The organism is Streptomyces sp. NPDC050145 (assembly GCF_044460245.1).
Classification (GTDB): domain Bacteria; phylum Actinomycetota; class Actinomycetes; order Streptomycetales; family Streptomycetaceae; genus Streptomyces.
The window spans coordinates 242,233-264,966 of record NZ_JBITJS010000005.1 but is presented as its reverse complement, the minus strand read 5'-3'; the positions used below and the strand labels follow the sequence as shown (position 1 = coordinate 264,966).

Genomic DNA, 22,734 nt, shown 5'->3' with positions numbered 1-22,734 from the left:
TGGCGGGAGTGTGTCGTACCCCACACTGAGTCCGGTGCCTGAGTCCCCGGAGCGCGGCCGGAGCACGGACGCCCCCTCGGCCGCACGCCTCAGCAGCGATCACCTGGAGGTCGCCCCCGTGCAGACCCAGACCCTCACCCCGAGCGACAGCACGGCGCAGGCCGAACCGCCCGCAGCCCCGGCGGACGACGTGCTCCCCGCAGTGCCCTCGCAGAGCCGCTCCGCGCACCACCCCGAAGCGGCCGGGGCCCCGCAGGACGAGCCGGACGAGACCGTGCCGGCCGATCCGCCCGAGCCGCGGCGCGCCGCCCGCGCCGACACCGGTGGACCCTCCTCCGACCTGTTCCGCCAGTACCTGCGCGAGATCGGCCGCATCCCGCTGCTGAGCGCCGCCGAGGAGGTCGATCTCGCCCGCCGCGTCGAGGCCGGCCTGTTCGCCGAGGAACGCCTCACCTCGGGCGCCCCCCTCGACTCCGGGCTCGCCCTGGACCTCGACCGGCTGGTCGTCATGGGCCGCATGGCCAAGCGCCGCCTCATCGAGTCCAACCTGCGCCTGGTCGTCTCCGTCGCCAAGCGCTACGTGGGCCGCGGACTGACCATGCTCGACCTCGTCCAGGAGGGCAACCTGGGCCTCATCCGCGCCGTCGAGAAGTTCGACTACGCGCGGGGCTACAAGTTCTCGACGTACGCCACCTGGTGGATCCGCCAGGCCATGAGCCGCGCCCTCGCCGACCAGGCCCGCACCATCCGCGTCCCGGTCCACGTCGTCGAGCTCATCAACCGCGTGGTCCGCGTCCAGCGCCGGATGCTCCAGGAGCGCGGCTACGAGCCCACGCCCGAAGAGGTCGCCGCCCACCTCGAGCTGCCGCACGAGCGGGTCAGCGAGGTGCTGCGGCTGGCCCAGGAACCCGTCTCCCTGCACGCCCCCGTGGGCGAGGAGGACGACGTGGCGTTCGGTGACCTCATCGAGGACGGCGACGCGGCGAGCCCCGTCGAGTCCGCGGCGTTCCTCCTGCTCCGCGAGCACCTGGAGGCGGTCCTCTCCACCCTCGGCGAACGCGAACGCAAGGTGGTCCAGCTCCGCTACGGCCTGGTCGACGGCCGCCCCCGCACGCTGGAGGAGATAGGCCGCATCTTCGGCGTCACCCGCGAACGCATCCGCCAGATCGAGTCCAAGACCCTCAACAAGCTGAGGGACCACGCCTTCGCGGATCAACTGCGGGGATACCTGGACTGAGCAGAGGCGTGGGGCCGCAGCGAATGCGGCCCCACGCCCCGTCACGGCGCCTAGTCGACCTCGGCGACAGCCTGCGCGAACTGGGCCTCGTACAGCCGCTGATACGCCCCGCCCGCGGAGACGAGGGCCTCGTGGGAGCCCTGCTCCACGATCGCCCCGTTCTCCATGACCAGAATCGTGTCGGCGTCGCGGATCGTCGAGAGACGGTGCGCGATGACGAACGAGGTCCGCCCGGAGGCGAGCCGCGCCATGGCCTTCTGGATGAGGACCTCGGTGCGGGTGTCGACGGAGGAGGTCGCCTCGTCGAGCACGAGGATCACGGGGTCGGACAGGAAGGCCCGGGCGATCGTGATGAGCTGCTTCTCACCCGCGCTGACCCCCGTCCCCTCGTCGTCGATCACCGTGTCGTACCCGTCGGGCAGCGTCCGGATGAACCGGTCCGCGTGCGCCGCCCGCGCCGCCCGCTCCACGTCCTCCCGGGACACATCCTTCGCCGCGCCGTACGCGATGTTGTCCGCGATCGTCCCGCCGAACAGCCACGTGTCCTGGAGCACCATCCCGATCCCGGCCCGCAGCTCGTCCCGCGACATCCTCGCGATGTCGACCCCGTCGAGCGTGATCCGCCCGCCGGTGACGTCGTAGAACCGCAGCAGCAGGTTGACCAGCGTCGTCTTGCCCGCACCCGTCGGCCCCACGATGGCGACCGTGTGCCCGGGCTCCGCCGTCAGCGACAGGTCCTCGATGAGCGGCCGGTCCGGGTCGTAGCGGAAGGCGACGTGCTCGAACTCGACGTGCCCGCGCAGCCGTTCCGGCTTCTCGGGGGTCTCCGGGTCCGCCGACTGCTCCTCGGCGTCGAGCAGTTCGAAGATCCGCTCGGCGGAGGCGACGCCCGACTGCACCAGGTTCGCCATCGACGCGACCTGCGTCAGCGGCATCGAGAACTGGCGCGAGTACTGGATGAACGCCTGCACGTCGCCGATGGACAGCGACCCGGACGCCACCCGCAGACCGCCGACGACGGCCACGAGCACATAGTTCAGGTTCGAGATGAAGAACATCAGCGGCTGCATGATCCCGCTGTTGAACTGCGCCTTGAACGAGGCCTCGTACAGCGCCTCGTTCTGCTCGGCGAACTGCTCCGCCGACTCCTTCTGCCGGCCGAACACCTTCACCAGCGTGTGGCCCGTGTACATCTCCTCGATGTGCGCGTTCAGCACACCCGTGGTCTTCCACTGCTGCACGAACTGCGGCTGCGACCGCTTGCCGACCTTCGCCGCGACGACCACCGAGAGCGGCACCGTCACGAGCGCCACCAGCGCGAGCAGCCACGAGATCCAGAACATCATCACCAGCACGCCGACGATGGTCAGCAGCGAGTTGAGCATCTGCCCCATCGTCTGCTGGAGCGTCTGCCCGATGTTGTCGATGTCGTTGGTCGCCCGGCTCAGCACCTCGCCGCGCTTCTGCTTGTCGTAGTACGACAGCGGCAGCCGCTGCAGCTTCGCCTGCATGTCGCCGCGCAGCTTGGCCACCGCCAGGTTGATCGCGCGGTTGGCGAGCCGGGTGCCGATCATCATCGAGAAGCCGGCCACCGCGAACACGGCGAGCGCGAGCAGCAGCACCTCCCCGATCGCGTCGAAGTCGACGCCCTGACCGGGGGTGAAGTCGACGCCGCCGAGCATGTCGGCCATGCCGCTGTCACCCTTGGCCCGCAGGCCCTCGATGACCTGCTCCTTGGTCGCCCCGGGCTTCATCTGACCGCCGACGATCCCGCCGAACAGCAGGTCGGTGGCGTGCCCGAGGATCTTCGGCCCGACCACCGAGAGCCCCACGCTGATCACCACGACGACCAGCACACCGGCCACCGCCGCCCGGTGCTCGGCGAGCCGCTTGAGGAGCCGCTTCCCGGACCCCTTGAAGTCCATCGACCGCGAACCGGGCCCACCGGCCGCCATCCGCGCCGCCATCGGCCCACTCATCAGGCCGCCTCCGCTTCCGTCAGCTGGGAGAGCACGATCTCCCGGTACGTCTCGTTGTCGGCCATCAGCTCGTGGTGGCGCCCGGCGCCGACGACACGGCCCTCGTCGAGGACGACGATCCGGTCGGCGTCGCGGATCGTGGAGACCCGCTGCGCGACGATCACCACCGTCGACTCGGCCGTCTCGTCGCCCAGCGCACGGCGCAGCGCCGCGTCCGTCGCGTAGTCGAGCGCGGAGAACGAGTCGTCGAACAGGTAGATCTCCGGCCGCTGGACGAGCGTGCGCGCGATCGCGAGCCGCTGCCGCTGGCCACCGGACACGTTCGTGCCGCCCTGGGTGATCGGCGCGTCGAGGCCGCCCTCCAGCGCCGCCACGAACTCCCGGGCCTGCGCCACGCCGAGCGCGTGCCACAGCTCCTCGTCGGTCGCGTCCGGCCGCCCGTAGCGGAGGTTGGACGCCACCGTCCCGGAGAACAGGTACGGCTTCTGCGGTACGAGGCCCACGGTGCGGGCCATCAGCTCGGGGTCGATCCCGCGCACGTCCTCGCCGTCCACGAGCACGGCACCGGAGGTGGTGTCGTACAGGCGGGGCACGAGGCCGAGCAGGGTCGACTTGCCGCTGCCGGTCGAGCCGATGATCGCGGTGGTCTCGCCGGGCCGGGCGACCAGGTCCACGGCGCGCAGCACGGGCTCCTCGGCGCCCGGGTAGCCGAAGTCGGCGCCCCGGATCTCCAGGTGACCGCGCTGCAGCAGCTCCCGCACCGAGGTCTCGGGCGCCGGCGGCACCACGCTGGACTCGGTCCCGAGGACCTCCTCGATGCGCTCGGCGCACACCTCGGCACGCGGCACCTGCATGAACATGAAGGTGGCCATCATGACGCTCATCACGATCTGCATGAGGTACGCGAGGAACGCGGTCAGGTCACCGATCTGCATGCCGCCGCTGTCGATCCGGTGGGCACCGAACCAGACGACGGCGATCGAGGCGACGTTCACGATCGTCATGACGAACGGGAACATCAGCGCCATGATCCGGCCGGTGGCCAGCGAGGTCTGCGTCAGATCCCAGTTGGCCTCGCCGAACCGGGCCTTCTCGAAGTCGTCGCGCACGAAGGCGCGGATGACCCGGTTGCCGGTGATCTGCTCGCGCAGCACCCGGTTCACCGTGTCCAGCTTGACCTGCATGGACCGGAACAGCGGCCGCATCTTCCGGATGATCAGCGTGAGGACGATCGCCATCACGGGCAGCACGGCGAGCAGCACACCGGACAGCGGCACGTCGAGGCCGAGCGCCATGACGACGCCGCCGACGCACATGATCGGCGCCGACACCATCAGCGTGAACGCGAGCAGCGCCAGCATCTGGACCTGCTGCACGTCGTTCGTCGTACGGGTGATCAGCGACGGCGCGCCGAACTGGCCGACCTCGCGGGCGGAGAAGGACTGCACCCGGTCGAAGACGGCGGCCCGCACGTCACGGCCGAGCGCCGCGGCGGTCCGGGCGCCGTAGAACACGGCCCCCGTGTTGCACACGACCTGTACGACGGTGACGCCGAGCATCAGGGCGCCGAAGGTCAGGATGTAGCCGGTGTCGCCCTCGACGACACCGTTGTCGATGATGTCCGCGTTGAGGGTGGGCAGGTACAGCGAGGCGCAGGTCTGCAGGAACTGCAGCAGCACCAGCAGCCCGATGGGTTTCCGGTACGGGCGGAGGTGGGTCCGCAGAAGTCTTATGAGCACGCTCGGTCTCTCGGTGTCGGCGGTCTGGAGGTTCGGCGTTGTGGAGTCGGAAGACGCATGGACCCCTATCGTCGAACACTCCACCCGCGTTACCTCAACCGATTAACCCAAGAGCGCTCAAATTCCGGCCGTTCGCGAGGGCTCGGGCGAAGGCGCTCAGGCGAAGGCGCCCGGGTGGATCTGCTCGCGCACCGCCCGGTACTGCTGCCGCACCGCCTGTCCCACGGCCAGCTCCTCGCCCGGCTCGAAGACCTGCGCGGCCGCGCCCTGCCACAGCGGCAGCTGCCCGGTCATCGCCCACGCGGCCTGCCGCGCCGCGCCGAGCGCCGCGTAGTCCGCGGGCTGCGGCACCACGACCTGCGTGCCGAACAGCATCGGGGCGACGGCCTGCACGGCGTGCAGCTCGGCGGCCGCGCCGAGCAGGAACACCCGGCGGATGTCGACGCCGCGCCCGCGCAGCACGTCCATCGCGTCGGCGAGCCCGCACAGCATGCCCTCGAACGCAGCCCGCGCCAGGTGCTCCGGCTTCATCGACTCGCGCCGCAGCCCGCTCAGGGTGCCCGCCGTGTGCGGCAGGTTCGGCGTCTTCTCGCCCTCCAGATAGGGCAGCAGGACGAGCCCGTGGGCGCCCGGCGTGGACTTCACGGCCAGCTCGGACAGCTCCTCCAGGCCGCCGTCGAGCCCGAGCATCTCGACGGTGCCGCGCAGCGCCCGTACCGCGTTGAGCGTGTGGACGACCGGCAGGTGCATGCCGGTCGCGTCGGCGAGCGAGGTGATGGCGCCGCTCGGGTCGACGAGCGCCTCGTGGTGCACGGCCATCACGGACCCGGACGCGCCGAGCGACACGACGGCGTCACCGGTCTGCACGCCGAGACCGAACGCGGCGGCCATGGTCTCCCCGGTGCCGGCCGAGATGATCAGGCCCTCCGGGGTGGTGCCCGCGGCGTCGCCCGGGCCGAGCACCTCGGGGAGCATCGCCTGCTGCCCGAGGGCGAGTTCCACGAGGTCGGGCCGCCAGGAACCGGAGGCCGCCGACCAGTAGCCGGTGCCGGACGCGCCGCCGCGGTCGGTCGTACGGCGCGCCGGACGGCCGAGCAGCTGCCAGACGAGCCAGTCGTGGGCCTGCATGAGCGCGGCCACGCGCTGCGCGTTCTCCGGCTCGGTGCGGGCCAGCCAGCGCAGCTTCGTCACCGGCTGCGCAGACTGGGGGACGCTGCCGACGGCCTGCGCCCACGCCTCGCGCGAGCCGAGCCGGTCGACGAGGTCGGCGGCCGCGACCTGGGCCCGCTTGTCGTTGCCGACCAGGGCCGGGCGAACCGTGTTGCCCTGGTGGTCCAGCGCGACCAGCGCGTTGGCCTGCGCGGACACGCCGATCGCCTGCACGCCTTCGAGGAGCCCCCCGCCGGCCGCCTCGCCGAGCGAGAGCAGCCAGGCCTGGGGGTCCACGTCGGTGGGGCGTCCGCCGCCCTCCTCCGGTTCCAGCGGATGGGGGGCGTACCCCTGCCGCAGTACGGCCCCGGTGTCGGAGTCACAGACCACAATGCGCGTGAAATCGGGCGAACTGTCCAGCCCGGCGACTATCCCCATGACGGAAAGTCTGCCGTACCGCGGGGCCGTCCGGGACCGCGCCCGTCAGGTGTTGCTGGTGCCCCAGTCGTCGTCCTCGGCGCCCGCGCCGCGCTCCCGCAGCGACCGCACCCGGCCGGCCACGGAGTCGGGCACCTTGCCGCCGACCTTCTCGGTGACGGAGTGCAGGGCCTTGCCCGCGTACTGGCGCGTCTGCTGGGCGCCGGCCTCCGCCGTGTTCCGCACGGCCGGGTTCTGGGCGACCGCACGGGCCGCCTTCTTCAACTTCTCGTACTGGTCGCGTCCGGCCCGCGTCCCCAGTACGTAACCCAGGGCCAGACCGGCGAAGAATGTGAGCCGGTAGCGCATGACGGGCCACCCTTTCCGTAGCTCGGTGATCACCGGGGGGAACCGATTGGCGGAGCACCCCCCTGCTTGCGCTAATGTATGTGTCGCAGCGAGCGCACGCCGCCTGGCACTAGCCCAGGGGGACGCGTTCGAGGCGACGAGACATTCCCCTGTAGCTCAATTGGCAGAGCAGCCGGCTGTTAACCGGCAGGTTACTGGTTCGAGTCCAGTCGGGGGAGCTCGATCTCCTGTAGCTCAATTGGCAGAGCAGCCGGCTGTTAACCGGCAGGTTACTGGTTCGAGTCCAGTCGGGAGAGCTGTCGGACAAGCCCTTCGGAGTTCACTTCGGAGGGCTTTTTCGTGCCTGGTGGAACCGCGTGCGCCGCACCGGAGTCCTCATGGTCGTGCAGAGCCGAACCATCCGAGGCAGGAGATCGTATGAGCGGCTATGCTGCGGCAGACGGCGCGTACACATGTACGCGCCACGCCGTGTAGGGGCGGTAGCTCAGCCGGTTAGAGCAGCGGACTCATAATCCGTCGGCCGTGGGTTCGAGTCCCACCCGCCCCACCATGCCGCCCAAACGTTTCTACCTGGGCGGACCGCAGGGACGGGGGGTGCCGCACTGGTGCGGCGACCCCGTTCATCCGTACAGATCAAGATCCCGACGCCGCGCGGCGTAGAGTGGAAATCTGTAGCGGTGGCGGAGGTGTTCGCGTGAAGCCGCTGGGTGTCGAAGGTGCCTGGGTGCACGAGCCGGAGGTCTTCGCGGACAGTCGGGGCTCGTTTCGCGAGTGGTTCGCCGACGGCCCGTTCCGCGCCGCCACCGGGCAGGGTTTCCCTCTCGCGCAGGCCAACTGCTCTGTCTCCGCGCGCGGCACTCTTCGCGGAATCCACTTCGCCGCGGTCCCCCCGGGGCAGGCCAAGTATGTGACGTGTGTCACCGGTGCTGTTCTCGATGTCGTCGTCGACATCCGCAGCGGCTCTCCCACCTTCGGGCAGTGGGAGGCGGTGCGGCTCGATGAGGCGACCCCCCGGTGCGTGTACCTGTCCGAGGGCCTCGGGCACGCCTTCATGGCTCTGGATGATCATTCGACGGTGGTGTACCTGTGCTCCGAGGGCTACGCGCCGCAGCGTGAGCACGGCATCCACCCGCTCGATCCCGCACTCGCCGTGGCGTGGCCCGCCGGTCCGGCTCCGCTGCTCTCCGACAAGGACGCGGCGGCGCCCACGCTGGAGGAAGCGGGAACGCGAGGGCTGCTCCCCTCGTACGAGGAGTGCCGTGCCTATCGACGGAGCCTGACCGGCGCGTGGTGATCCCCGGCCGCGCGCAGTGCGGGGAACGCCGCGGTCAGGGCGGAGCGCCAGTCGCGGATCGGGGGGACTCCCGCCGTCCGCCAACGGCCGTGAGCCAGCACGCTGTACGCCGGGCGGGGCGCCGGTCGCGGGAAGGCCAGGGTGGTGGTGGGGCGGACCCGGTCGGGGTCCGCGCCGAGGTGGCGGAAGACCTCGCGGGCCAGGTCGTACCAGGTGCCCTCGCCGGCGCTGGTGCCGTGGTAGACGCCGGGCGGGGCGGTGCCGGCCAGTGCCGAGGTGCCCAACCGGACGAGGCGGTCGGCGAGGTCGGCGGTCCAGGTGGCCTGGCCGCGCTGGTCGTCGACGATGTCGAGGGTCTCCTCGCGGGCCTCCAGCGCGATCACGGTACGGACGAAATTGCCCCCGCCGGCGCCGTAGAGCCAGGCCGTACGGACCACGTAGCCCGTGTCGGGGAGGGTGGCGAGGACGGCCCGCTCGCCGGCGAGTTTGGTCCGCCCGTAGGCGGTGCGCGGGGCGGGGCGGTCGGTTTCGGTGTACGGCCTCTCGCCGTCGCCGGAGAAGACGTAGTCGGAGGAGATGTGCAGCAGGAGCGCACCGGATTCCCGGCAGGCGACGGCCAGATGGTGCGGCGCGGCGCCGTTGACGGCGTGCGCCTCGGCTTCGTGGGACTCGGCGCCGTCCACGTCCGTCCAGGCCGCGCAGTTGACGACGACGGCGGGGCGGAGCCGCGCGATCGCGGTGCGGACCGCCGCGCGCCGGGTGATGTCCAGGTCGTCGCGGCCCGCGCCCACCGCCTCGTCGCCGGCCGCCGCCAGCCGGCGCAGCAGATCCTGGCCGAGCATGCCGTGGGCTCCCGTGACGAGCCAGGTGGGGCTCACCATGCGGCGCGCTCCTTCAACGGCTCCCACCAGGGGCGGTGATCGCGGTACCAGGTGACGGTCGCGGCCAGTCCCTCGGCGAAGTCCGTGCGGGGCTCGTAGCCGAGCTCGGTGCTGATCTTCGCGCAGTCCACCGAGTAGCGCCGGTCGTGCCCCTTGCGGTCCTCGACGTGGTCGACCCTGTCCCAGCCGGCGTCACAGGCTTCCAGGAGCAGCCCGGTCAGCTCCTTGTTCGACAGCTCGGTACCGCCCCCGATGTTGTAGACCTCGCCCGGCCGCCCGGCGGTGCGGACCAGTTCGATGCCCTGCACGTGGTCGTCGATGTGCAGCCAGTCGCGGACGTTCAGGCCGTCGCCGTAGAGCGGGACCCGCCGGCCGTCGAGGAGGTTGGTGACGAAGAGCGGTATGACCTTCTCGGGGAACTGGTGGTGCCCGAAGTTGTTGGACGCCCGGGTCACCCGCACGTCCAGGCCGTGGGTGCGGTGGCAGGCCAGCGCCAGCAGATCGCTGGACGCCTTGGCCGCGGCGTACGGCGAGTTGGGGCTCAGCGGGTCGGTCTCGGGCCACGAGCCCTCGCTGATCGAGCCGTAGACCTCGTCGGTGGACACGTGGACGAAGGTCGTCGGCTCATGGCGCAAGGCGGCGTCGAGCAGGACGTGGGTGCCGAGGACGTTCGTGCGCACGAACGTGTCGGCGCCCGCGATGGAGCGGTCGACGTGGGACTCGGCGGCGAAGTGCACGACCTGGTCGTGCTCGGCGAGCAGCGTGTCGGCCAGTGCGGCGTCGCAGATGTCTCCTCGGACGAAGGAGAAGCGGTCGGAGTCGCGGACCGGGTCGAGGTTCGCCGGATTGCCCGCGTAGGTGAGCTTGTCGAGCACGGTGACGGTCACGTCCCGCGGGCCGTCCGGGCCGAGCAGGGTCCGTACGTAGTGGGAGCCGATGAAGCCGGCGCCGCCCGTCACCAGAATCCTGGTCGTGGTCATGAGGCGATCTGCACTTTGCTGTGGTCGCCGAGGACGAGGCGATGGGCCGCGGGGTGCCGGGGCGCCGGGGTCACCTCGACGTCGTGGCCGATCAGGGACGCTTCTATGCGCCGGACGCCGACGAGGGAGGCGCCGCGCAGCACGATGGAGTACTCGATCTCGCTGTCCTCGACGCGGCAGTCCTCCGCGATCGAGGTGAACGGGCCGATGTAGGAGTTCGAGATCACGGTCCCGGAGCCGATCACGGCGGGGCCGACGATGCGGCTGGCGGTCACCCTGGTGCCCGCGTCGATGCGGACCCGGCCGATGACCTCGCTGGCCTCGTCGACGCTGCCCTCGATCCCGGGGGTCAGTGTCTCCAGGACCGTACGGTTGACCTCGAGCATGTCGGTGACGTTCCCGGTGTCCTTCCAGTAGCCCGAGATGGTCGTGGACCGCACGTCGCGGCCCTGGTCGATCAGCCATTGGATGGCGTCGGTGATCTCCAGCTCGCCGCGGCGGGAGGGGCTGATGGAGCGGACGGCCTCGTGGATCAGCGGGGAGAAGAGGTAGACACCGACCAGCGCGAGATCGCTCTTGGGCCGGGCCGGCTTCTCCTCCAGGCCCACCACGCGGCCCGCCCCGTCCAGTTCGGCCACGCCGAACGCGGTGGGGTCGGGAACCCGGGTCAGCAGGATCCGGGCGTCGGGCCGGTCGGCGCGGAAGGCGTCGACGAGACCGGAGATGCCGCCGACGATGAAGTTGTCGCCCAGGAACATCACGAAGGGGTCGTCCCCGAGGAAGTCCCTGGCGATCAGTACGGCGTGGGCCAGGCCGAGCGGGGCTTCCTGGGGGATGTAGGTGACGTCGACGCCCTGCTTGGACCCGTCGCCGACCGCCTCCCGGATCTCCTGCGCGGTGTCTCCCACGATGATGCCGACGTCGGTGACCCCGGCCTCCGCGATGGCCTCGAGGCCGTAGAACAGCACCGGCTTGTTGGCGACCGGCACCAGTTGCTTCGCGGAGGTGTAGGTGATGGGGCGCAGGCGGGTGCCCGCGCCGCCGGAGAGTACAAGAGCTTTCACGGTCCCCGTCCCTCCTCGTCCTCGAGGTCGTCGCGCGTCGCCGACGTACGTTGCCTACGTACATTGCTGGCGTACGTTTACGACGTATATGTACATTTTTGACCCATTACTCACTCGGGTCAAGGGGGTCAGTTGGCAGCCCGAGCAGTTGGCGGTAGCACCCGTCGATGGCGGCGCACATGGCCTCCGGGGTGAAGGCCGCGCGTACCCGCGCGCTCGCCTGGCGGCCCATGGCGGCGGCCTCGTCGGGATGGTCGAGCAGCCAGCCGACCGCACGCGCCGTTCCTTCCGGATCGGCGGGCGCCCCGAGCAGACCGGTTGCGCCCGGTTCCACGAGATCGGGTACGCCGTTCACCGCCGACGCGACCACCGGCCGGGCGGCGGCGAGGGCCTCGGTGAGCGCGCGTCCGAGGCCCTCGTACAGCGAGGTGCTCACGAAGATGTCCAGGCCGGCCACCAGCCGGTCCGCGTCCGGCCGGTAGCCCGTCAGCCGGACCTCGACGCCGAGCTCGGCCGCCAGTCGGCGGACGTCGTCGGCGAGCGGGCCGTCACCCACGATCACGAAGGCGGTCCGCGGGTGCGCGGCGTGGACCGCGGCGGCCGTCCGGACGAAGTTCAGCGGGGCCTTCTGGTGGTCGACGCGGCCTACCGTGCCGATGAGGGCGACATCGGCGGGGACGCCCAGCTCGCGCCGTGCGGCCGGGTCGAAACCGTGGGGGATGTGGTCCAGGTCCACCGCCGAGGGCACGACCCGGACCCGGCCCGGCGGGGCCAGGCGCTGCGCGACGGCCTCCGCCGCCAGGAGCGGGGCCACCGCGAGGAAGGCGTGGGTGAAGCGCCGGGTCGCCCGCTCCAGGACCCGGTACGAGTAGCGCCGCCATCGGGACATGTAGGGGTGGAAGCTGAGGCCGTGGAAGGTGTGGACGACCACCGGCGTGCGGCACAGCCGTGCGGCGAGGCGTCCGAGGAAGCCACCCTTGGCCGAGTGGGTGTGCACGATCGTGAAGCGTTCGCGCCGGATCAGCCGCACCAGTCGCCACAGCACGAGGACGTCCGCGGGGGTGAGCACCTCGGTGAAGCGCGGGACCTCCACGGTGCGCACGCCGGCCGCCCGGGCTCGTTCCCACAGGTCGCCCCCGGGTACGCCCGCCACCCACACCTCGTACACGGCCGGATCCATCCCCGTCGCCGACAGCAGTGTGTTGCCGCCGGCGCCCGCCCAGAACCGGGTGATCACATGCAGGACCTTGATCCGCGGAAGGGCCGGCTGTGGAGGCAGCGCGCCCCGCGGGGTCAGTCGGGCGGGCGCGGGCGGCCAGCCCCTCATGAATGCGTCACCGCCCATGCGGCGCGCTCGGCCGCCACCATCGCCGCGAGGCCTTCGCGGACGCCGGTCGCGGGCCGGTAGCCGAACGCCTCGCGGGCCGTCGTGATGTCGGCCGCGGTGTGGCGGGCGTCGCCGGGCTGTGCCGGGTGGCGGTCCACACGGACGGGCCCGATCAGTTCGGCGACGACGGCCAGGATCTGATGCATCGTCACCGGACGTCCGCCGCCGATGTTGGCGACTCCGTGCCAGGGCGAGAGCGCTGCCTTTCGCATGGCGTTCACCACGTCCGCGACGTAGGTGAAGTCACGCGTCTGCCCGCCGTCTCCGTGGAGCGGGAACGTGCCGTCGGTGAGGGCGGCCGTGATGAGGCGCGAGAACGCCATGTCCGGTCGCTGGCGCGGTCCGTAGACCGTGAAGAGCCGCAGGGAGGTCACCGGTACGGCGAAGCTGTCGCGGTAGATCTCGCACAGGTGCTCGGCGGCGAGCTTGCTCACGCCGTACGGGGAGACCGGCCGCGGGCGCTCCGTCTCGGCCGTGGGGCAGGTCTCGGCGTCGCCGTACACCGAGGAGCTCGACGCGAAGATCATCCTGGGCAGCCGGGTCTCGTGCGCCGCCTCCAGGACCCGCTGCGTGGCGCGTACGTTCCGCTCCAGGTACACCGCGAACTCCGGGCCCCAGGACGCGCGGACGCCGGGCTGGCCGGCGAGGTGGTACAGGGCCTCGGCATCGGCGAACTCCCGCTCCAGGGGAAGGGCCAGCAGGTCTCCTCGCCGGAAGGCGAAGTCGTCCCTGCCCAGCAGGCGCGCGAGGTTGGCCTTCTTGCGTGCCACCGGGTAGTAGTCGGTCATGGCGTCGATCCCGAGGACGTCGTCCCCGGCGGCCAGCAGGTGTTCGCACAGGTGCGACCCGATGAATCCGGCCGCGCCCGTCACAATGGCTCGCATCGGGTCAGCCTCCTTTCCTGGTGCCGCCCGGTCGTTCCCCCACCGCCGACAGCATGTAGCGCGCCGTGCGCACGAGCAGGCGCACGGAGTGGGCGAGGGTGGGGTCCGCCAGGAACTCGGCGTCGAGCGCCACCCGCCGCGGGACCATGACCTCGAGGTAGTACGCCTCCGGGTCCGCCTGTCCCTGGAGCTGCGCGGCGTACGCGCGGGACCTGAGCTGGACCGGCCCGGTGAGCCCCGGCCTGTGGTCGAGCACCCACCGGCAGGCGGGCGGGTAGCGCCGGGCCAGACCCGGGGTCTCCGGACGCGGGCCCACCAGCGTCATGTCGCCGCGCGCCACGTTGAACAGCTGCGGCAGTTCGTCGAGGGAGAGGCGCCGCAGCTGCCGTCCGACCCGGGTGACCCGCGCGTCGTCGCTGCCCGTCACCTCCGGCCCCGGCAGATCCGGGCGCAGCGTGCGGAACTTGTAGAGCGTGAACTCCCTCCCGCCCTCGCCGACGCGCCGCTGGCGGAACAGCACCGATCCACGACTCGTCGCCCGCACCAGCACCGCGATGACGGCCAGCAGGGGAGAGAGCGCGACGAGCGCGGTGAGGCTGACGGCAATGTCCAGGGCCCGACGGGGAGTTGAGAGCCTGGTGGGCGTCACGGGCGTCGTCGTGGCCGCTGATTCCTCGCGGCTCGGCGGCGTGTCCTGCCCGGGGCGCGCCGCGTGGACTCCCGGCCGCGCAAGCCAGCGCAGGAAGTACGCGTAGCCGGCGGCGGTGTCGCGGAGTTCGGGTCCGCCGTGCAGCATCGCCCGCAGGAATCTCGCGGCCGGTTCGACGGTCAGGGAGAGCGCGACGAGCAGGCCCGCCCGCCACCGGGGCCAGTGCCGGAAGGCGAACAGCGTTCTGCTGCACAGCGAGTAGCCCAGCCGTTTGCCGCGGATCTGATCGGTGCTCACGTTCTCGGCGTGGAACACCCGCGCGTCGTTCAGGAAGTACGAAGGCCGGCCTCGCCGACGCGCGCGCAGGGCGAGATCCACCTCCTCGTAGTAGAGGAAGTACCGCTCGTCGAAGCCCTCCAACGCGTCGAGCAGCGACCGGCGCACCAGGAAGAAGGCGCCGATGACCTGGTCGACGGGCCCGGAGCGGACGGTTTCCGAAGGCCGCAGGTGACGGGGAGGAAAGAGCGCGGGCAGGACGAGGTCGAGGCCCGTCATCATGCCGACGAAGCCGCGGAGGCTGGGAAAACGGGAACACGAGACCCCGGGCCGCCCCTGCTCGTCGACGTTCCGGACGCCCACGATGCCGAACCGCTCGGCGGTCGGCGTGTGCAGGAACTCGCCCACGATCCGCAAGGTGTCGGGGAAGAGCCTGGTGTCCGGGTTCAGGAAGAGGACGTGGTCGGAGCCGCACAGGGCCGCTCCCTGGTTGCACGCGGCGGCGAATCCGCGATTGCGGGTGTTGGCGATCACCTTGAGCGGGAGCCCCGGCACGTCGAGGCCGGACGCGGACCCGTCGGTGGAGGCGTTGTCCACCACGACCACGGTGCGGACGGCGAGGACGGACCGGTCGGCGCGAGCGATGGAGCGCAGGCATTCCTCGAGGTAGGGCCCGGTGTTCCAGTTGACGATCACGATGTCGGCCGTCAGGGGGTCCAGGTGTCCGGCCGTCATGGGAGCACCGCCTCGCACGCGGCACACTCCGTACGCGCGAGCGTGTGGCGACGGTTGTACGGGAGGGTAATACTGGCCCGAAACGTACGAAATCGCACATAGGGGTGTGTATGCCTCTGGCGGATCTGGACGCGCTCAGACCCCTGCTGGTGTGTCCGCGGTGCCGCTCGTCGGTGACGGGCGGCACGGGTGGCGGTGGCACGGGTGGCACGGGTGGCACGGGTGGCGCAGGCGGCACGGGCGGCATGCACTGCACGCTGGGTTCCTGCCGCTACCACCGCCCTGGATCCTTCCCCGTCGTGGGCCGGTGGCCGGTCCTCGTCGACTTCGAGCGCAGCGTGCTGCGCCGCGAGGAGCTGGTGATGGCGGCGGACCGCACCGGTGGGACCCAGCTCCGCGGTGACGTCCCCAAGGCCGCCGTCGACCGGCTCCCTTCCCGCGTGCGCGGACTGTGGAAACCCCTGAACCGGGTGGCGGTCCGCAATGTGCGGCGCCTGCTGGGGCTCCTCCCCGGCCCGGCACCCACACTGCTCGTGGTCGGTGGCGGCACGGTGGGCAACGGAGTGGCCGCGGTCTACGACGATCCGCGGGTGACGGTCATCGGGTTCGACATCACCGGCAGCCCGGTCACCCAGTTCGTGGCGGACGCCCACCGGATCCCGCTGGCCGACGCAAGCGTCGACGCCGTGCTGGTGCAGGCGGTCCTGGAGCATGTGCTCGACCCGTGGCAGGTCGTCGGCGAGATTCACCGGGTGCTGAAAGACCGCGGACTCGTGTACGCGGAGACGCCGTTCCTCCAGCAGGTGCACGCCGGCGCCTACGACTTCGTACGCTTCACGGGCAGCGGTCACCGCTACCTCTTCCGGCGCTTCGACGAACTTGCCGCGGGACCGGTCACCGGCCCGGGCACCCAGCTGCTCTGGAGCGTCGATCACCTCGTCCGCGGCGTCACCCGCTCCGCCCTGGCCGGGCGCCTCGTGCGGGGTGTCCTGTTCGGGCTCCGGTACCTGGACGCCCTCGTGCCCGGCCGCTTCGCGATGGACAGCGCGGGTGCCTACTACTTCCTGGGGCGCAAGCGGGAGGGTGGGATGTCGCCGCAGGAGATCATCCGGTACTACCGCGGGGCGCAGCACGCCGACGGGGCTTGAGTCCGGTGCCCGGGGGCGCCGGCCGGTGACGGTCGCGGTGGTCGTCACCGCGTCGCTCCCAGTTCGAGTGCGGCTTCCCAGCGGGGAAGCCACGCGGCGTAGGAGTACCGCCGGCAGGTGACGTCGTGGGCCCGCTGTCCGAGCTGCTCGCGGGCGGACGCCGGGGAGGCCAGCAGGCCGAGGAGGGCGTCGGTCCAGTCCCGGGTGTGGGCGGCCATGGGGGCGCCGAACAGAGAGAGGATCTCCGCGTTGACCCCGACCGGACTGGCGACCGCGGGCAACGCGGCGGCTCCGTACTGGAGCAGCTTGTAGCCGCACTTTCCCCGGCTGTAGAGGGTGTCCGGCACCGGCATGAGGCCGACATCGAGCTCCGCCAGCGCCGTCCGCTGGGTCGTGGCGCTCCAGGCGACACGGTGGGTGAAGCTCTCCAGCGGGCCGAGCGAGGGCCGTGTCGTACCGATGATCGTCAGCCGGGCCCCGGTCCTGCGATGGACCTCGGTCAGCGCTTCCTCGATGAGCAGCAGATGGGCCTCGTTGTCCGGCGAGCCGATCCAGCCGAGGCGGGGCGGGTCGTGGAGGTCGTGCGTGGACTTGCGGGTGTACGTCTCCGGCGCCACGCAGCTCGGGATGACCACGACGTCAGGGTGGTGCTGGGACGCCCAGTCCGCGAGGACCGTGTTGCCCGCGACGACCCGGTCGGCGTAGCGCACGGCGACGTGCGCCTTGAGGGACTTGGGGGCGATACGTCGCGCCAGGCCGCCGTCGCCGTAGTCCCATTGCAGGGCGTCGTCGAAGTCGTAGACGGCGAATTCCGAGCTCGTGAGCAGGCGCCGCTCGCTCTCGCCGCGGCTGAGCGGGGAGGCCTCCCGGTGCAGAAGGAGCCGGCGCGGCCGGGCCGTGGCGATGTCCCGCAGCCGCCGCTCCGCCCGGAGGAGCGCTACGGGGTGCCGGGCCAGCCGTGAGGGTGTCGCGTTACGGCGCGAGAGGTAGCTGCTGACAGCGAAGTCCAGGGCCGTCCGGTCCAGCCACTCGAAGACGCGGACGCGCGAACTGCCTGCGTTGCGGCCGTAAGGCGTTACTGCCCAACGATCCGGTTGGTCGTCCATAAGACACCGTTCCGACGTGTCGGCGGTGTGGCTTCGGAGCCCTCTGCGCCGATCCGGATCCGTGACCGTGAGGATGCGCACGCGGAGCAAAGAACCCATGCTCCTACTAAACGGATAATACCGGCGGTTCCGGAGGAATGCTGAATGGATCTTCGCGACTATGCACAGGTGTTGCATCGGCGTTGGCGGTTCATCGCGGCGTGCGCATTCCTCGGGCTGTGTGTCGCGGGCCTCGTGACGTGGCTGATGCCACGCACCTATACCGCGAGGGCGCAGCTCTTCGTGGCCACCAGCGACAAGGACAGCTCCAACGCCTATCAGGGCGCCCTCTTCACACAGCAGCGGGTCAAGTCGTACACGCAGATCGTCAACAGCCCGGCACTGCTCGGGCAGGTCGTGTCCGAGCTGGGCCTGCGCATGACGCCCGACCAGCTCGCGGTGCATGTCAGCGCGACCGTCCCACTCGACTCCGTGCTGGTCGACATCCGGGTGAACGACAAGTCGCCGAAGCAGGCGCAGCGGATCGCCGACGCGACCGCCGTGCAGTTCACCAAGTTCGTGGCCGGAATCGAGCAGCCGTCCGCCGGGGGCGCGCCGCTCGTCAAGGTCAGCGTCGTCGGGCCGTCCCAGCTCCCCAAGTCGCCGACGAGCCCCCACGTGGCGCTCAATCTCGCGATCGGCCTGCTGGCCGGGCTCGTTGTCGGCGTCACGGGCGCCGGAGTGCGCGAATCGCTCGATACGACGATGCGGACCGCACATGACGTCAGCCGCCATACCGGCCTCACCACGCTGGGGGTCCTCCCCGTCGAACGAGGCCGGGGCCGCCCGCCCGTCCTGCCCGATGCCGGCCCTGCGGGCAGTACGGAGGCGGTCGCCCAGCTCCGCACCAACCTGCGGTTCGGCAGCGGTGGGCAGATGCCCCGCTCCCTCGTCATCACCAGCGCGGAGTGGGACGAGGGGAAGACCGCCACGGCACTCGACCTCATGGTGAGCCTGGGCCGGGCCGGTCAGCGGGTCGTCCTCGTCGAGGCAGACCTCCGCAAGCCCTGGCTCGCCGCGCATCTCGGCCTCGACTCGGCGACCGGCCTCAGCAGCGTGCTCGAGGGCGAAGCCACTCTGGCCGACGCGCTTCAGGACTACGAAGGCCCCCTGACGCGGATCCTGCCCGGCGGGCCGCCGGCGCCCAACCCGAGCGAACTCCTCGGGTCCTCCGCGATGGCGCGCGTGCTGCGCGCGCTCGAAGAGGACGCGGACGTCGTGCTCCTGAACGGCCCGCCCCTGCTCGCGTTCACCGACAGCGCCGTACTCGCCGCCGAGGCGGGCGGGGCGCTCCTCGTCGTCCGTGCGGGGCAGACCCCGCGCGACAAGGTGAGAAGCGCGCTCGACAAGCTGGCGGCCGTCCGGGCGACCGTGCTCGGGATCGTCCTCACCACACCGCCCACGATGTCGCCCGCCGGCCGTCGCCGCCACGACGCGACGGCTTCCCCCACACCATGACGACGCCGCATGTGGCGTCGCTCGTCATGGGGATCGCCGCCCTTCTCTCCGTGATCCCCGCCCTGGTGGCATTCGCCCGTGCCCGCAGGCACGGCGACTGGGATCTCACCTCGTCCCTGGTCTTCCTCATCGGGGTACTGGGCGTCCTGCCCGCGGTGATGTACGTGATCGTCGCCGGCCGGCCGGAGCGGCTGGACGCCTTCGGCAACCTCGTGGTGGATCTCCCGGGGTGGGTCAACCGGCTCGGGCAGGCGGCCAACGGCGTTCTCCTCGGTGCAGGCGTGCTCTTCTTCTGCCTTCGCCTCGCCGGTGGCCGCGCAAAACTCAACGTCGCGCCCCTGGTCGCCATCCTGCTGTCACTGCTGCTGGCGTTCTCCGACGGCCTCGACGGGCGTCAGCTCTTCGCCCCGCGTCAACTCGCGCTGCTCGCCGTCCTCTTGGCGGCCGTCGTCGCCCGTCCGGGGCGCCCGGCGTTCCTGGGGGCGGCGGCCGTCGCCCTTCTGCTGACGGTCGTGGGCGGGATCGAGGCGCTCGTGGCACCGGACCATGTGTTCCGCCCGTGCCGGAATGACAAGTGCACCCCGTTCGGCGCCCTGTACACGGGGGTCCTGACGAACGAGAACATCTTCAGTCTGCTGCTGGTGGTGTGCATCCCCTTCGTCTGGACGGCCGTGCGTGGGCCGGTACGCGTCCTTCTGGCGTGCTACGTCGCCTTCGTCGTGGTCGCCACCGGCAGCCGGCTGGGCACCGTGACAGCGATCGCCACCCTGCTCTACCTCATCCTGTTGCGACCGATGTTCGCCGAGCGGGGCCAGGGCCCCAGGCGCACGTCGGTGGCGGGAAACGCCGCGGCCGTGATCGGTCTCTGCGTGGTCGCGTTCGTCGGGCTGCTGGTGCCTCTTCTGGTCGGAAGCAGCGGGCTGGGGGGAAGGGAGTACCTCTGGAACGTCGCCAGGGAGCGGCTGTCCACATCGATGCTCCTCGGATTCGGCGCCAAGGCGTGGACCGATTTCTCCATCGGTGGAGGCACCCCTGGGGTCCTCTTTCCCTCGCTGCACAACGAGTGGATCGATGTCATGTATGCGGGCGGGATCATCGGGCTGGGCCTCCTGGTCGTTCTCCTCGCATTCATTCTGCTGAGAGGCGGTCGAGCGAACGTGCCTCTCGCCTGCTGCGTACTACTGCCGGTCCTCCTCACCTCGGTTCTGGAACGCCCTTGGTCCTTCGGCATCAGCGATTCGCTGAGCTTCGCCCTCGTCGCCGCGACACTGGTCCCCGGCTCCCGGACGTCTCGGCCAGCAGAGTCTCCAGCGGCCGCAGGTTCTTCTCCCACGTCAGTTGCTGAGCTTGGGAATACGCCTCGTCGCTGACCGACTGCCATTCCGTCTCATCGCTCAGTCGGCTGATCACCGCAGGGAAGGTCTGCTCCGTGTAGGGGACAGATCCGCGCAGCAGATCCAGATGATTTCGCCATGCGGGAACCAGAACAGGGAGCCCTTGGGCGAGGTAGTGCAGGTGTTTCGCCGAGAAACCGTCCCGCCGCAGGTCGTCATCGCTGGAGGTGATCAGCCCGAACTGGTACTGCCGCAGGATGTCGGGCGAGGCATAGCCGAGGTAGTTCAGCCCGAGCCGCGGATCGGGTGGCGGCCCGCCGTAGACGTCGATGTGCGGGTAGAGCTCGGACAGCCGCGCGAGTTGGGGGACATTGATGGACCGCCGCGTGCCCAGGGAACCGAGGTAGACCACGCGCGGAGGGTCGGCGAACCGGGCTCGGCCGGCCGCGGGAGTGCAGCCCCAGTTGAGGCGCATCAGATTGTGCCCGCTGATTCCGTAGTGCTCGAGGGCGTAGTACCCGTAGGACTCCCAGTGAAAGGCGAGGTGGTCGACCCGCTCGAAGAGCTCTGCCTCCCTGCGGCGGAGCCTTTCGTGCTGCTTCGCGGTCAACTGCCCCTCGTCGAACAGCTCGTCCGCCCAGGGTGTGGGGCAGTCGTAGAGCGTGCGGGCGGAACCGGCGACGGTCAATGCCCCCGCGTCGTAAGGGGTCTGGCAGATGACGAGGTCGAAGTCGTCGAGCGGAAGGACCGAGCCCAGAACGGAGCGCCGCAGCCGGTAGTCCGCCATCAGTACGTGGTACGTGAGGTGGCGGCGCCCGAATCTCCATCGCCGGCAGCACAGTTTCGATGCCGCCTCGTTCGCGTACAGAGCGAGTTTCGAGGGCCGCAGACTGCCGGGAAGCTTCTGGCGGACAGATCCTCGGGCGGCGGACGCGCGGCTGAGGCTGTAGGTGTCGGCAAGGGAGACCTCGTGTCCGAGGCTTTGCAGGAACCGCTGGAACTCCAGGGGGCGGACACTGTTGGCGAATCCGTCCAGCTGGCAGATGATCAGAACGCGTTTGGGGTGCTCAACCCGCCTTTGTGGTGTCATCGGCCTCCTCCTCTTCCTCCTTCAACCCGTCCTCGGCCAGGGCCGTGAGATGTCCGGCAGGGGCCGCGACACCGAGTGCGGCAGCTGTCGCGAGTCCGGCGAGCACCGGGACCCCGGCCAGCAGCGCGGGCAGCACGCCGTGCCACCCCAGACGCGTGACCAGCAGCTCGCCGACCGCCGTCACCACCACCGCGGCCCCGGTCGCGGCGGCCCAGCCTCCCGGGAGCCGCTGCTCGCGCAGGCCGGCCTCCCGCCGGCACAGGACGACGAAGTAGGCGGTGCCGGCCAGCAGTCCGATCGTCGTGGCGAGGACCACGCCGGTGACCCCGAGCAGCAGCGCCAGCGGCACCGTCAGCGCGAGGTTCACCACCGTCGAGAACCATCCGTACCGGGTCTCGAGACCGGGGCGTCCGATCGCCCGGACGAAGCAGGTCCTGATCCCGGTGAACGCGACCTGCAGGCTGTAGCCGACGAGCAGAACGGCCGCCACCACGCCGCTGAGCGCCAGCCCCGCACCGAGCCACGTCCGGACCGCGAACCACACCGCGGTGACCATCACCGCGCCGTACGCGAGCGTGAGGGGCAGCCAGCGCCGTTGCAGGACATGGAACTCCCGCACCGCTCCCGCCAGTCCGTGCCGGGCGAAAACGCCGGTCACCCGGGTGAGGAGCGGCGGGAAGGCGTAGAGCGGCAGGCTGCGCAGGGCGCTCGCCACCTGGTAACCGGCCGCGTAGATCCCGACGTAGCGCACGGGGAGCATCGCCGCGATCACGAAGGCGTCGATCTCGCCGTTGAGGAAGACCGTGAAACCCGACAGCTGCATGCGGAGGGCGTAGCCGCCGAACTCCCTGCGCACCGGCTTTCCCGGCAGCAGCGGGCGTCGGAGGGACAGGTGCCGCGCTCCCAGGCAGAGACCGGCGGTCAGCAGGAGCGCGTACCGGCCGGCGGTGACTGCGGCCAGCGCGGGAAGACTTCCCCCCTGGCCGATGACGAGTACGACGGCGACGGCGTAGACCAGGCACGAGCCCACGGTGACCGCGGCCAGGCGCCGGAACTGGGCGTTCGCCTGGAGCAGGGCGGTGGCCGAGTTCGAGGCCAGCGCGAGGGTGAGCAGGGGGCCCAGCCAGAGCAGCAGCCCCTGTGCCTCGCTCCGCAGGTGCGGCGGAATGTTCAGCAAGGTCACCAGGTGGGGTGCCGTCGCGAAGCACACTCCGGTGACGACCGTGCCCAGCCCCAGGAAGACCGCCAGCGATCCGACGACGAGCCGCCCGGCTCCGTCCGTATCGCCTCGCGCGCCGTAGACGGCGTGGAAACGCGCCAGTGAGGCGCCGACCCCGCCGTCCAGCACCGTGAGGGTCGCCAGGAAGACCAGCAGCAGTGACCAGACGCCGAACCGCTCGAGACCGAGTCGGTGGACGAAGAACGGGGTCAGCGCGAAGTTGACCAGCACCGGGGCGGCTTGGGCGACAGCGCTGTAGCTCACGCCGGAAGCGAGACCGGACGGGGAGCCGCGGTTCCG

Annotated in this window: 17 protein-coding genes and 3 tRNA genes; 8 read left to right on the top strand and 12 right to left on the bottom strand. The window is 70.9% G+C overall.

Features of this window, described 5'->3' with window-relative positions; genetic code table 11:
• Positions 1 to 10 precede the first annotated feature (10 nt).
• Positions 11 to 1,237, top strand: coding sequence for an RNA polymerase sigma factor (locus ACIBTU_RS12680; RefSeq protein WP_399126044.1), 1,227 nt, complete (start codon positions 11 to 13; stop codon positions 1,235 to 1,237).
• Between the two features lie 50 nt (positions 1,238 to 1,287).
• On the opposite strand, the gene ACIBTU_RS12675 is transcribed toward ACIBTU_RS12680, so the two are convergent.
• From ACIBTU_RS12675 to ACIBTU_RS12660, 4 genes are all read right to left on the bottom strand, one after another.
• On the bottom strand, positions 1,288 to 3,192 hold the full coding sequence (locus ACIBTU_RS12675; RefSeq protein WP_399126223.1) for an ABC transporter ATP-binding protein: 1,905 nt from the start codon (positions 3,190 to 3,192) through the stop codon (positions 1,288 to 1,290).
• 23 nt (positions 3,193 to 3,215) lie between these two features.
• Complete coding sequence (locus ACIBTU_RS12670) at positions 3,216 to 4,955, bottom strand: ABC transporter ATP-binding protein (protein WP_399126043.1); 1,740 nt, start codon at positions 4,953 to 4,955, stop codon at positions 3,216 to 3,218.
• A gap of 156 nt (positions 4,956 to 5,111) precedes the next feature.
• Positions 5,112 to 6,542, bottom strand: a complete 1,431-nt coding sequence (locus tag ACIBTU_RS12665; protein WP_399126042.1) for an FGGY family carbohydrate kinase — start codon at positions 6,540 to 6,542, stop codon at positions 5,112 to 5,114.
• A gap of 45 nt (positions 6,543 to 6,587) precedes the next feature.
• A complete protein-coding gene (locus tag ACIBTU_RS12660; RefSeq protein WP_399126041.1) occupies positions 6,588 to 6,890 on the bottom strand; it encodes a YtxH domain-containing protein in 303 nt (100 codons plus the stop codon).
• Between the two features lie 145 nt (positions 6,891 to 7,035).
• Here ACIBTU_RS12660 and ACIBTU_RS12655 point away from each other — a divergent pair.
• From ACIBTU_RS12655 to ACIBTU_RS12640, 4 genes are all read left to right on the top strand, one after another.
• Positions 7,036 to 7,108: transfer RNA gene (locus ACIBTU_RS12655), tRNA-Asn, on the top strand.
• Between the two features lie 5 nt (positions 7,109 to 7,113).
• A tRNA-Asn gene (locus ACIBTU_RS12650) sits at positions 7,114 to 7,186 on the top strand.
• Between the two features lie 177 nt (positions 7,187 to 7,363).
• A tRNA-Ile gene (locus tag ACIBTU_RS12645) sits at positions 7,364 to 7,440 on the top strand.
• 144 nt (positions 7,441 to 7,584) lie between these two features.
• Positions 7,585 to 8,184, top strand: a complete 600-nt coding sequence (locus ACIBTU_RS12640) for a dTDP-4-dehydrorhamnose 3,5-epimerase family protein (RefSeq protein WP_399126040.1) — start codon at positions 7,585 to 7,587, stop codon at positions 8,182 to 8,184.
• On the opposite strand, the gene rfbD is transcribed toward ACIBTU_RS12640, so the two are convergent.
• From rfbD to ACIBTU_RS12610, 6 genes are all read right to left on the bottom strand, one after another.
• The gene (gene rfbD, locus ACIBTU_RS12635) at positions 8,154 to 9,065 is read right to left on the bottom strand and encodes a dTDP-4-dehydrorhamnose reductase (RefSeq protein WP_399126039.1); all 912 of its coding nucleotides are present in this window, start codon (positions 9,063 to 9,065) and stop codon (positions 8,154 to 8,156) included. The genes ACIBTU_RS12640 and rfbD overlap by 31 nt on opposite strands.
• Positions 9,059 to 10,045, bottom strand: coding sequence for a dTDP-glucose 4,6-dehydratase (gene rfbB / locus ACIBTU_RS12630; RefSeq protein WP_399126038.1), 987 nt, complete (start codon positions 10,043 to 10,045; stop codon positions 9,059 to 9,061). Before rfbB ends, rfbD begins: the two co-directional genes overlap by 7 nt.
• Positions 10,042 to 11,109, bottom strand: a complete 1,068-nt coding sequence (locus ACIBTU_RS12625; protein ID WP_399126037.1) for a glucose-1-phosphate thymidylyltransferase — start codon at positions 11,107 to 11,109, stop codon at positions 10,042 to 10,044. The genes rfbB and ACIBTU_RS12625 overlap by 4 nt, the downstream gene beginning before the upstream one ends.
• A 106-nt stretch (positions 11,110 to 11,215) precedes the next feature.
• On the bottom strand, positions 11,216 to 12,436 hold the full coding sequence (locus ACIBTU_RS12620; protein ID WP_399126036.1) for a glycosyltransferase family 4 protein: 1,221 nt from the start codon (positions 12,434 to 12,436) through the stop codon (positions 11,216 to 11,218).
• Positions 12,433 to 13,380, bottom strand: a complete 948-nt coding sequence (locus ACIBTU_RS12615) for an NAD-dependent epimerase/dehydratase family protein (RefSeq protein ID WP_399126035.1) — start codon at positions 13,378 to 13,380, stop codon at positions 12,433 to 12,435. Before ACIBTU_RS12615 ends, ACIBTU_RS12620 begins: the two co-directional genes overlap by 4 nt.
• Before the next feature lie 4 nt (positions 13,381 to 13,384).
• A complete protein-coding gene (locus ACIBTU_RS12610) occupies positions 13,385 to 15,040 on the bottom strand; it encodes a sugar transferase (protein ID WP_399126034.1) in 1,656 nt (551 codons plus the stop codon).
• 110 nt (positions 15,041 to 15,150) lie between these two features.
• Between ACIBTU_RS12610 and ACIBTU_RS12605 the strand changes: the two genes are divergently transcribed.
• Complete coding sequence (locus tag ACIBTU_RS12605) at positions 15,151 to 16,188, top strand: class I SAM-dependent methyltransferase (RefSeq protein WP_399126033.1); 1,038 nt, start codon at positions 15,151 to 15,153, stop codon at positions 16,186 to 16,188.
• A 44-nt stretch (positions 16,189 to 16,232) separates the two neighbouring features.
• Here ACIBTU_RS12605 and ACIBTU_RS12600 read toward each other — a convergent pair whose 3' ends face one another.
• The gene (locus tag ACIBTU_RS12600) at positions 16,233 to 17,294 is read right to left on the bottom strand and encodes a glycosyltransferase (protein WP_399126032.1); all 1,062 of its coding nucleotides are present in this window, start codon (positions 17,292 to 17,294) and stop codon (positions 16,233 to 16,235) included.
• 144 nt (positions 17,295 to 17,438) lie between these two features.
• On the opposite strand from ACIBTU_RS12600, the gene ACIBTU_RS12595 reads away from it, so the two are divergent.
• Both ACIBTU_RS12595 and ACIBTU_RS12590 read left to right on the top strand, forming a co-directional pair.
• Positions 17,439 to 18,791 carry a polysaccharide biosynthesis tyrosine autokinase gene (locus tag ACIBTU_RS12595; protein ID WP_399126031.1) on the top strand — a complete coding sequence of 451 codons (1,353 nt, stop codon included), beginning with the start codon at positions 17,439 to 17,441 and terminating at the stop codon, positions 18,789 to 18,791.
• A complete protein-coding gene (locus tag ACIBTU_RS12590; protein WP_399126030.1) occupies positions 18,788 to 20,161 on the top strand; it encodes a hypothetical protein in 1,374 nt (457 codons plus the stop codon). Before ACIBTU_RS12595 ends, ACIBTU_RS12590 begins: the two co-directional genes overlap by 4 nt.
• Before the next feature lie 1,031 nt (positions 20,162 to 21,192).
• Here the strand turns inward: ACIBTU_RS12590 and ACIBTU_RS12585 are convergent.
• On the bottom strand, positions 21,193 to 22,698 hold the full coding sequence (locus ACIBTU_RS12585) for a lipopolysaccharide biosynthesis protein (RefSeq protein ID WP_399126029.1): 1,506 nt from the start codon (positions 22,696 to 22,698) through the stop codon (positions 21,193 to 21,195).
• Positions 22,699 to 22,734 lie beyond the last annotated feature (36 nt).

Excerpts from the sequence above, each read along its gene's own strand:
- ACIBTU_RS12675 (WP_399126223.1), bottom strand. The coding sequence starts at position 3,192 with ATGGCGGCCGGTGGGCCCGGTTCGCGGTCGATGGACTTCAAGGGGTCC.
- ACIBTU_RS12665 (WP_399126042.1), bottom strand. The coding sequence starts at position 6,542 with ATGGGGATAGTCGCCGGGCTGGACAGTTCGCCCGATTTCACGCGCATT.
- ACIBTU_RS12660 (WP_399126041.1), bottom strand. The coding sequence starts at position 6,890 with ATGCGCTACCGGCTCACATTCTTCGCCGGTCTGGCCCTGGGTTACGTA.
- rfbD (WP_399126039.1), bottom strand. The coding sequence starts at position 9,065 with ATGGTGAGCCCCACCTGGCTCGTCACGGGAGCCCACGGCATGCTCGGC.
- rfbB (WP_399126038.1), bottom strand. The coding sequence starts at position 10,045 with ATGACCACGACCAGGATTCTGGTGACGGGCGGCGCCGGCTTCATCGGC.
- ACIBTU_RS12620 (WP_399126036.1), bottom strand. The coding sequence starts at position 12,436 with ATGAGGGGCTGGCCGCCCGCGCCCGCCCGACTGACCCCGCGGGGCGCG.
- ACIBTU_RS12615 (WP_399126035.1), bottom strand. The coding sequence starts at position 13,380 with ATGCGAGCCATTGTGACGGGCGCGGCCGGATTCATCGGGTCGCACCTG.
- ACIBTU_RS12610 (WP_399126034.1), bottom strand. The coding sequence starts at position 15,040 with ATGACGGCCGGACACCTGGACCCCCTGACGGCCGACATCGTGATCGTC.
- ACIBTU_RS12605 (WP_399126033.1), top strand. The coding sequence starts at position 15,151 with ATGCCTCTGGCGGATCTGGACGCGCTCAGACCCCTGCTGGTGTGTCCG.
- ACIBTU_RS12600 (WP_399126032.1), bottom strand. The coding sequence starts at position 17,294 with ATGGACGACCAACCGGATCGTTGGGCAGTAACGCCTTACGGCCGCAAC.
- ACIBTU_RS12595 (WP_399126031.1), top strand. The coding sequence starts at position 17,439 with ATGGATCTTCGCGACTATGCACAGGTGTTGCATCGGCGTTGGCGGTTC.
- ACIBTU_RS12590 (WP_399126030.1), top strand. The coding sequence starts at position 18,788 with ATGACGACGCCGCATGTGGCGTCGCTCGTCATGGGGATCGCCGCCCTT.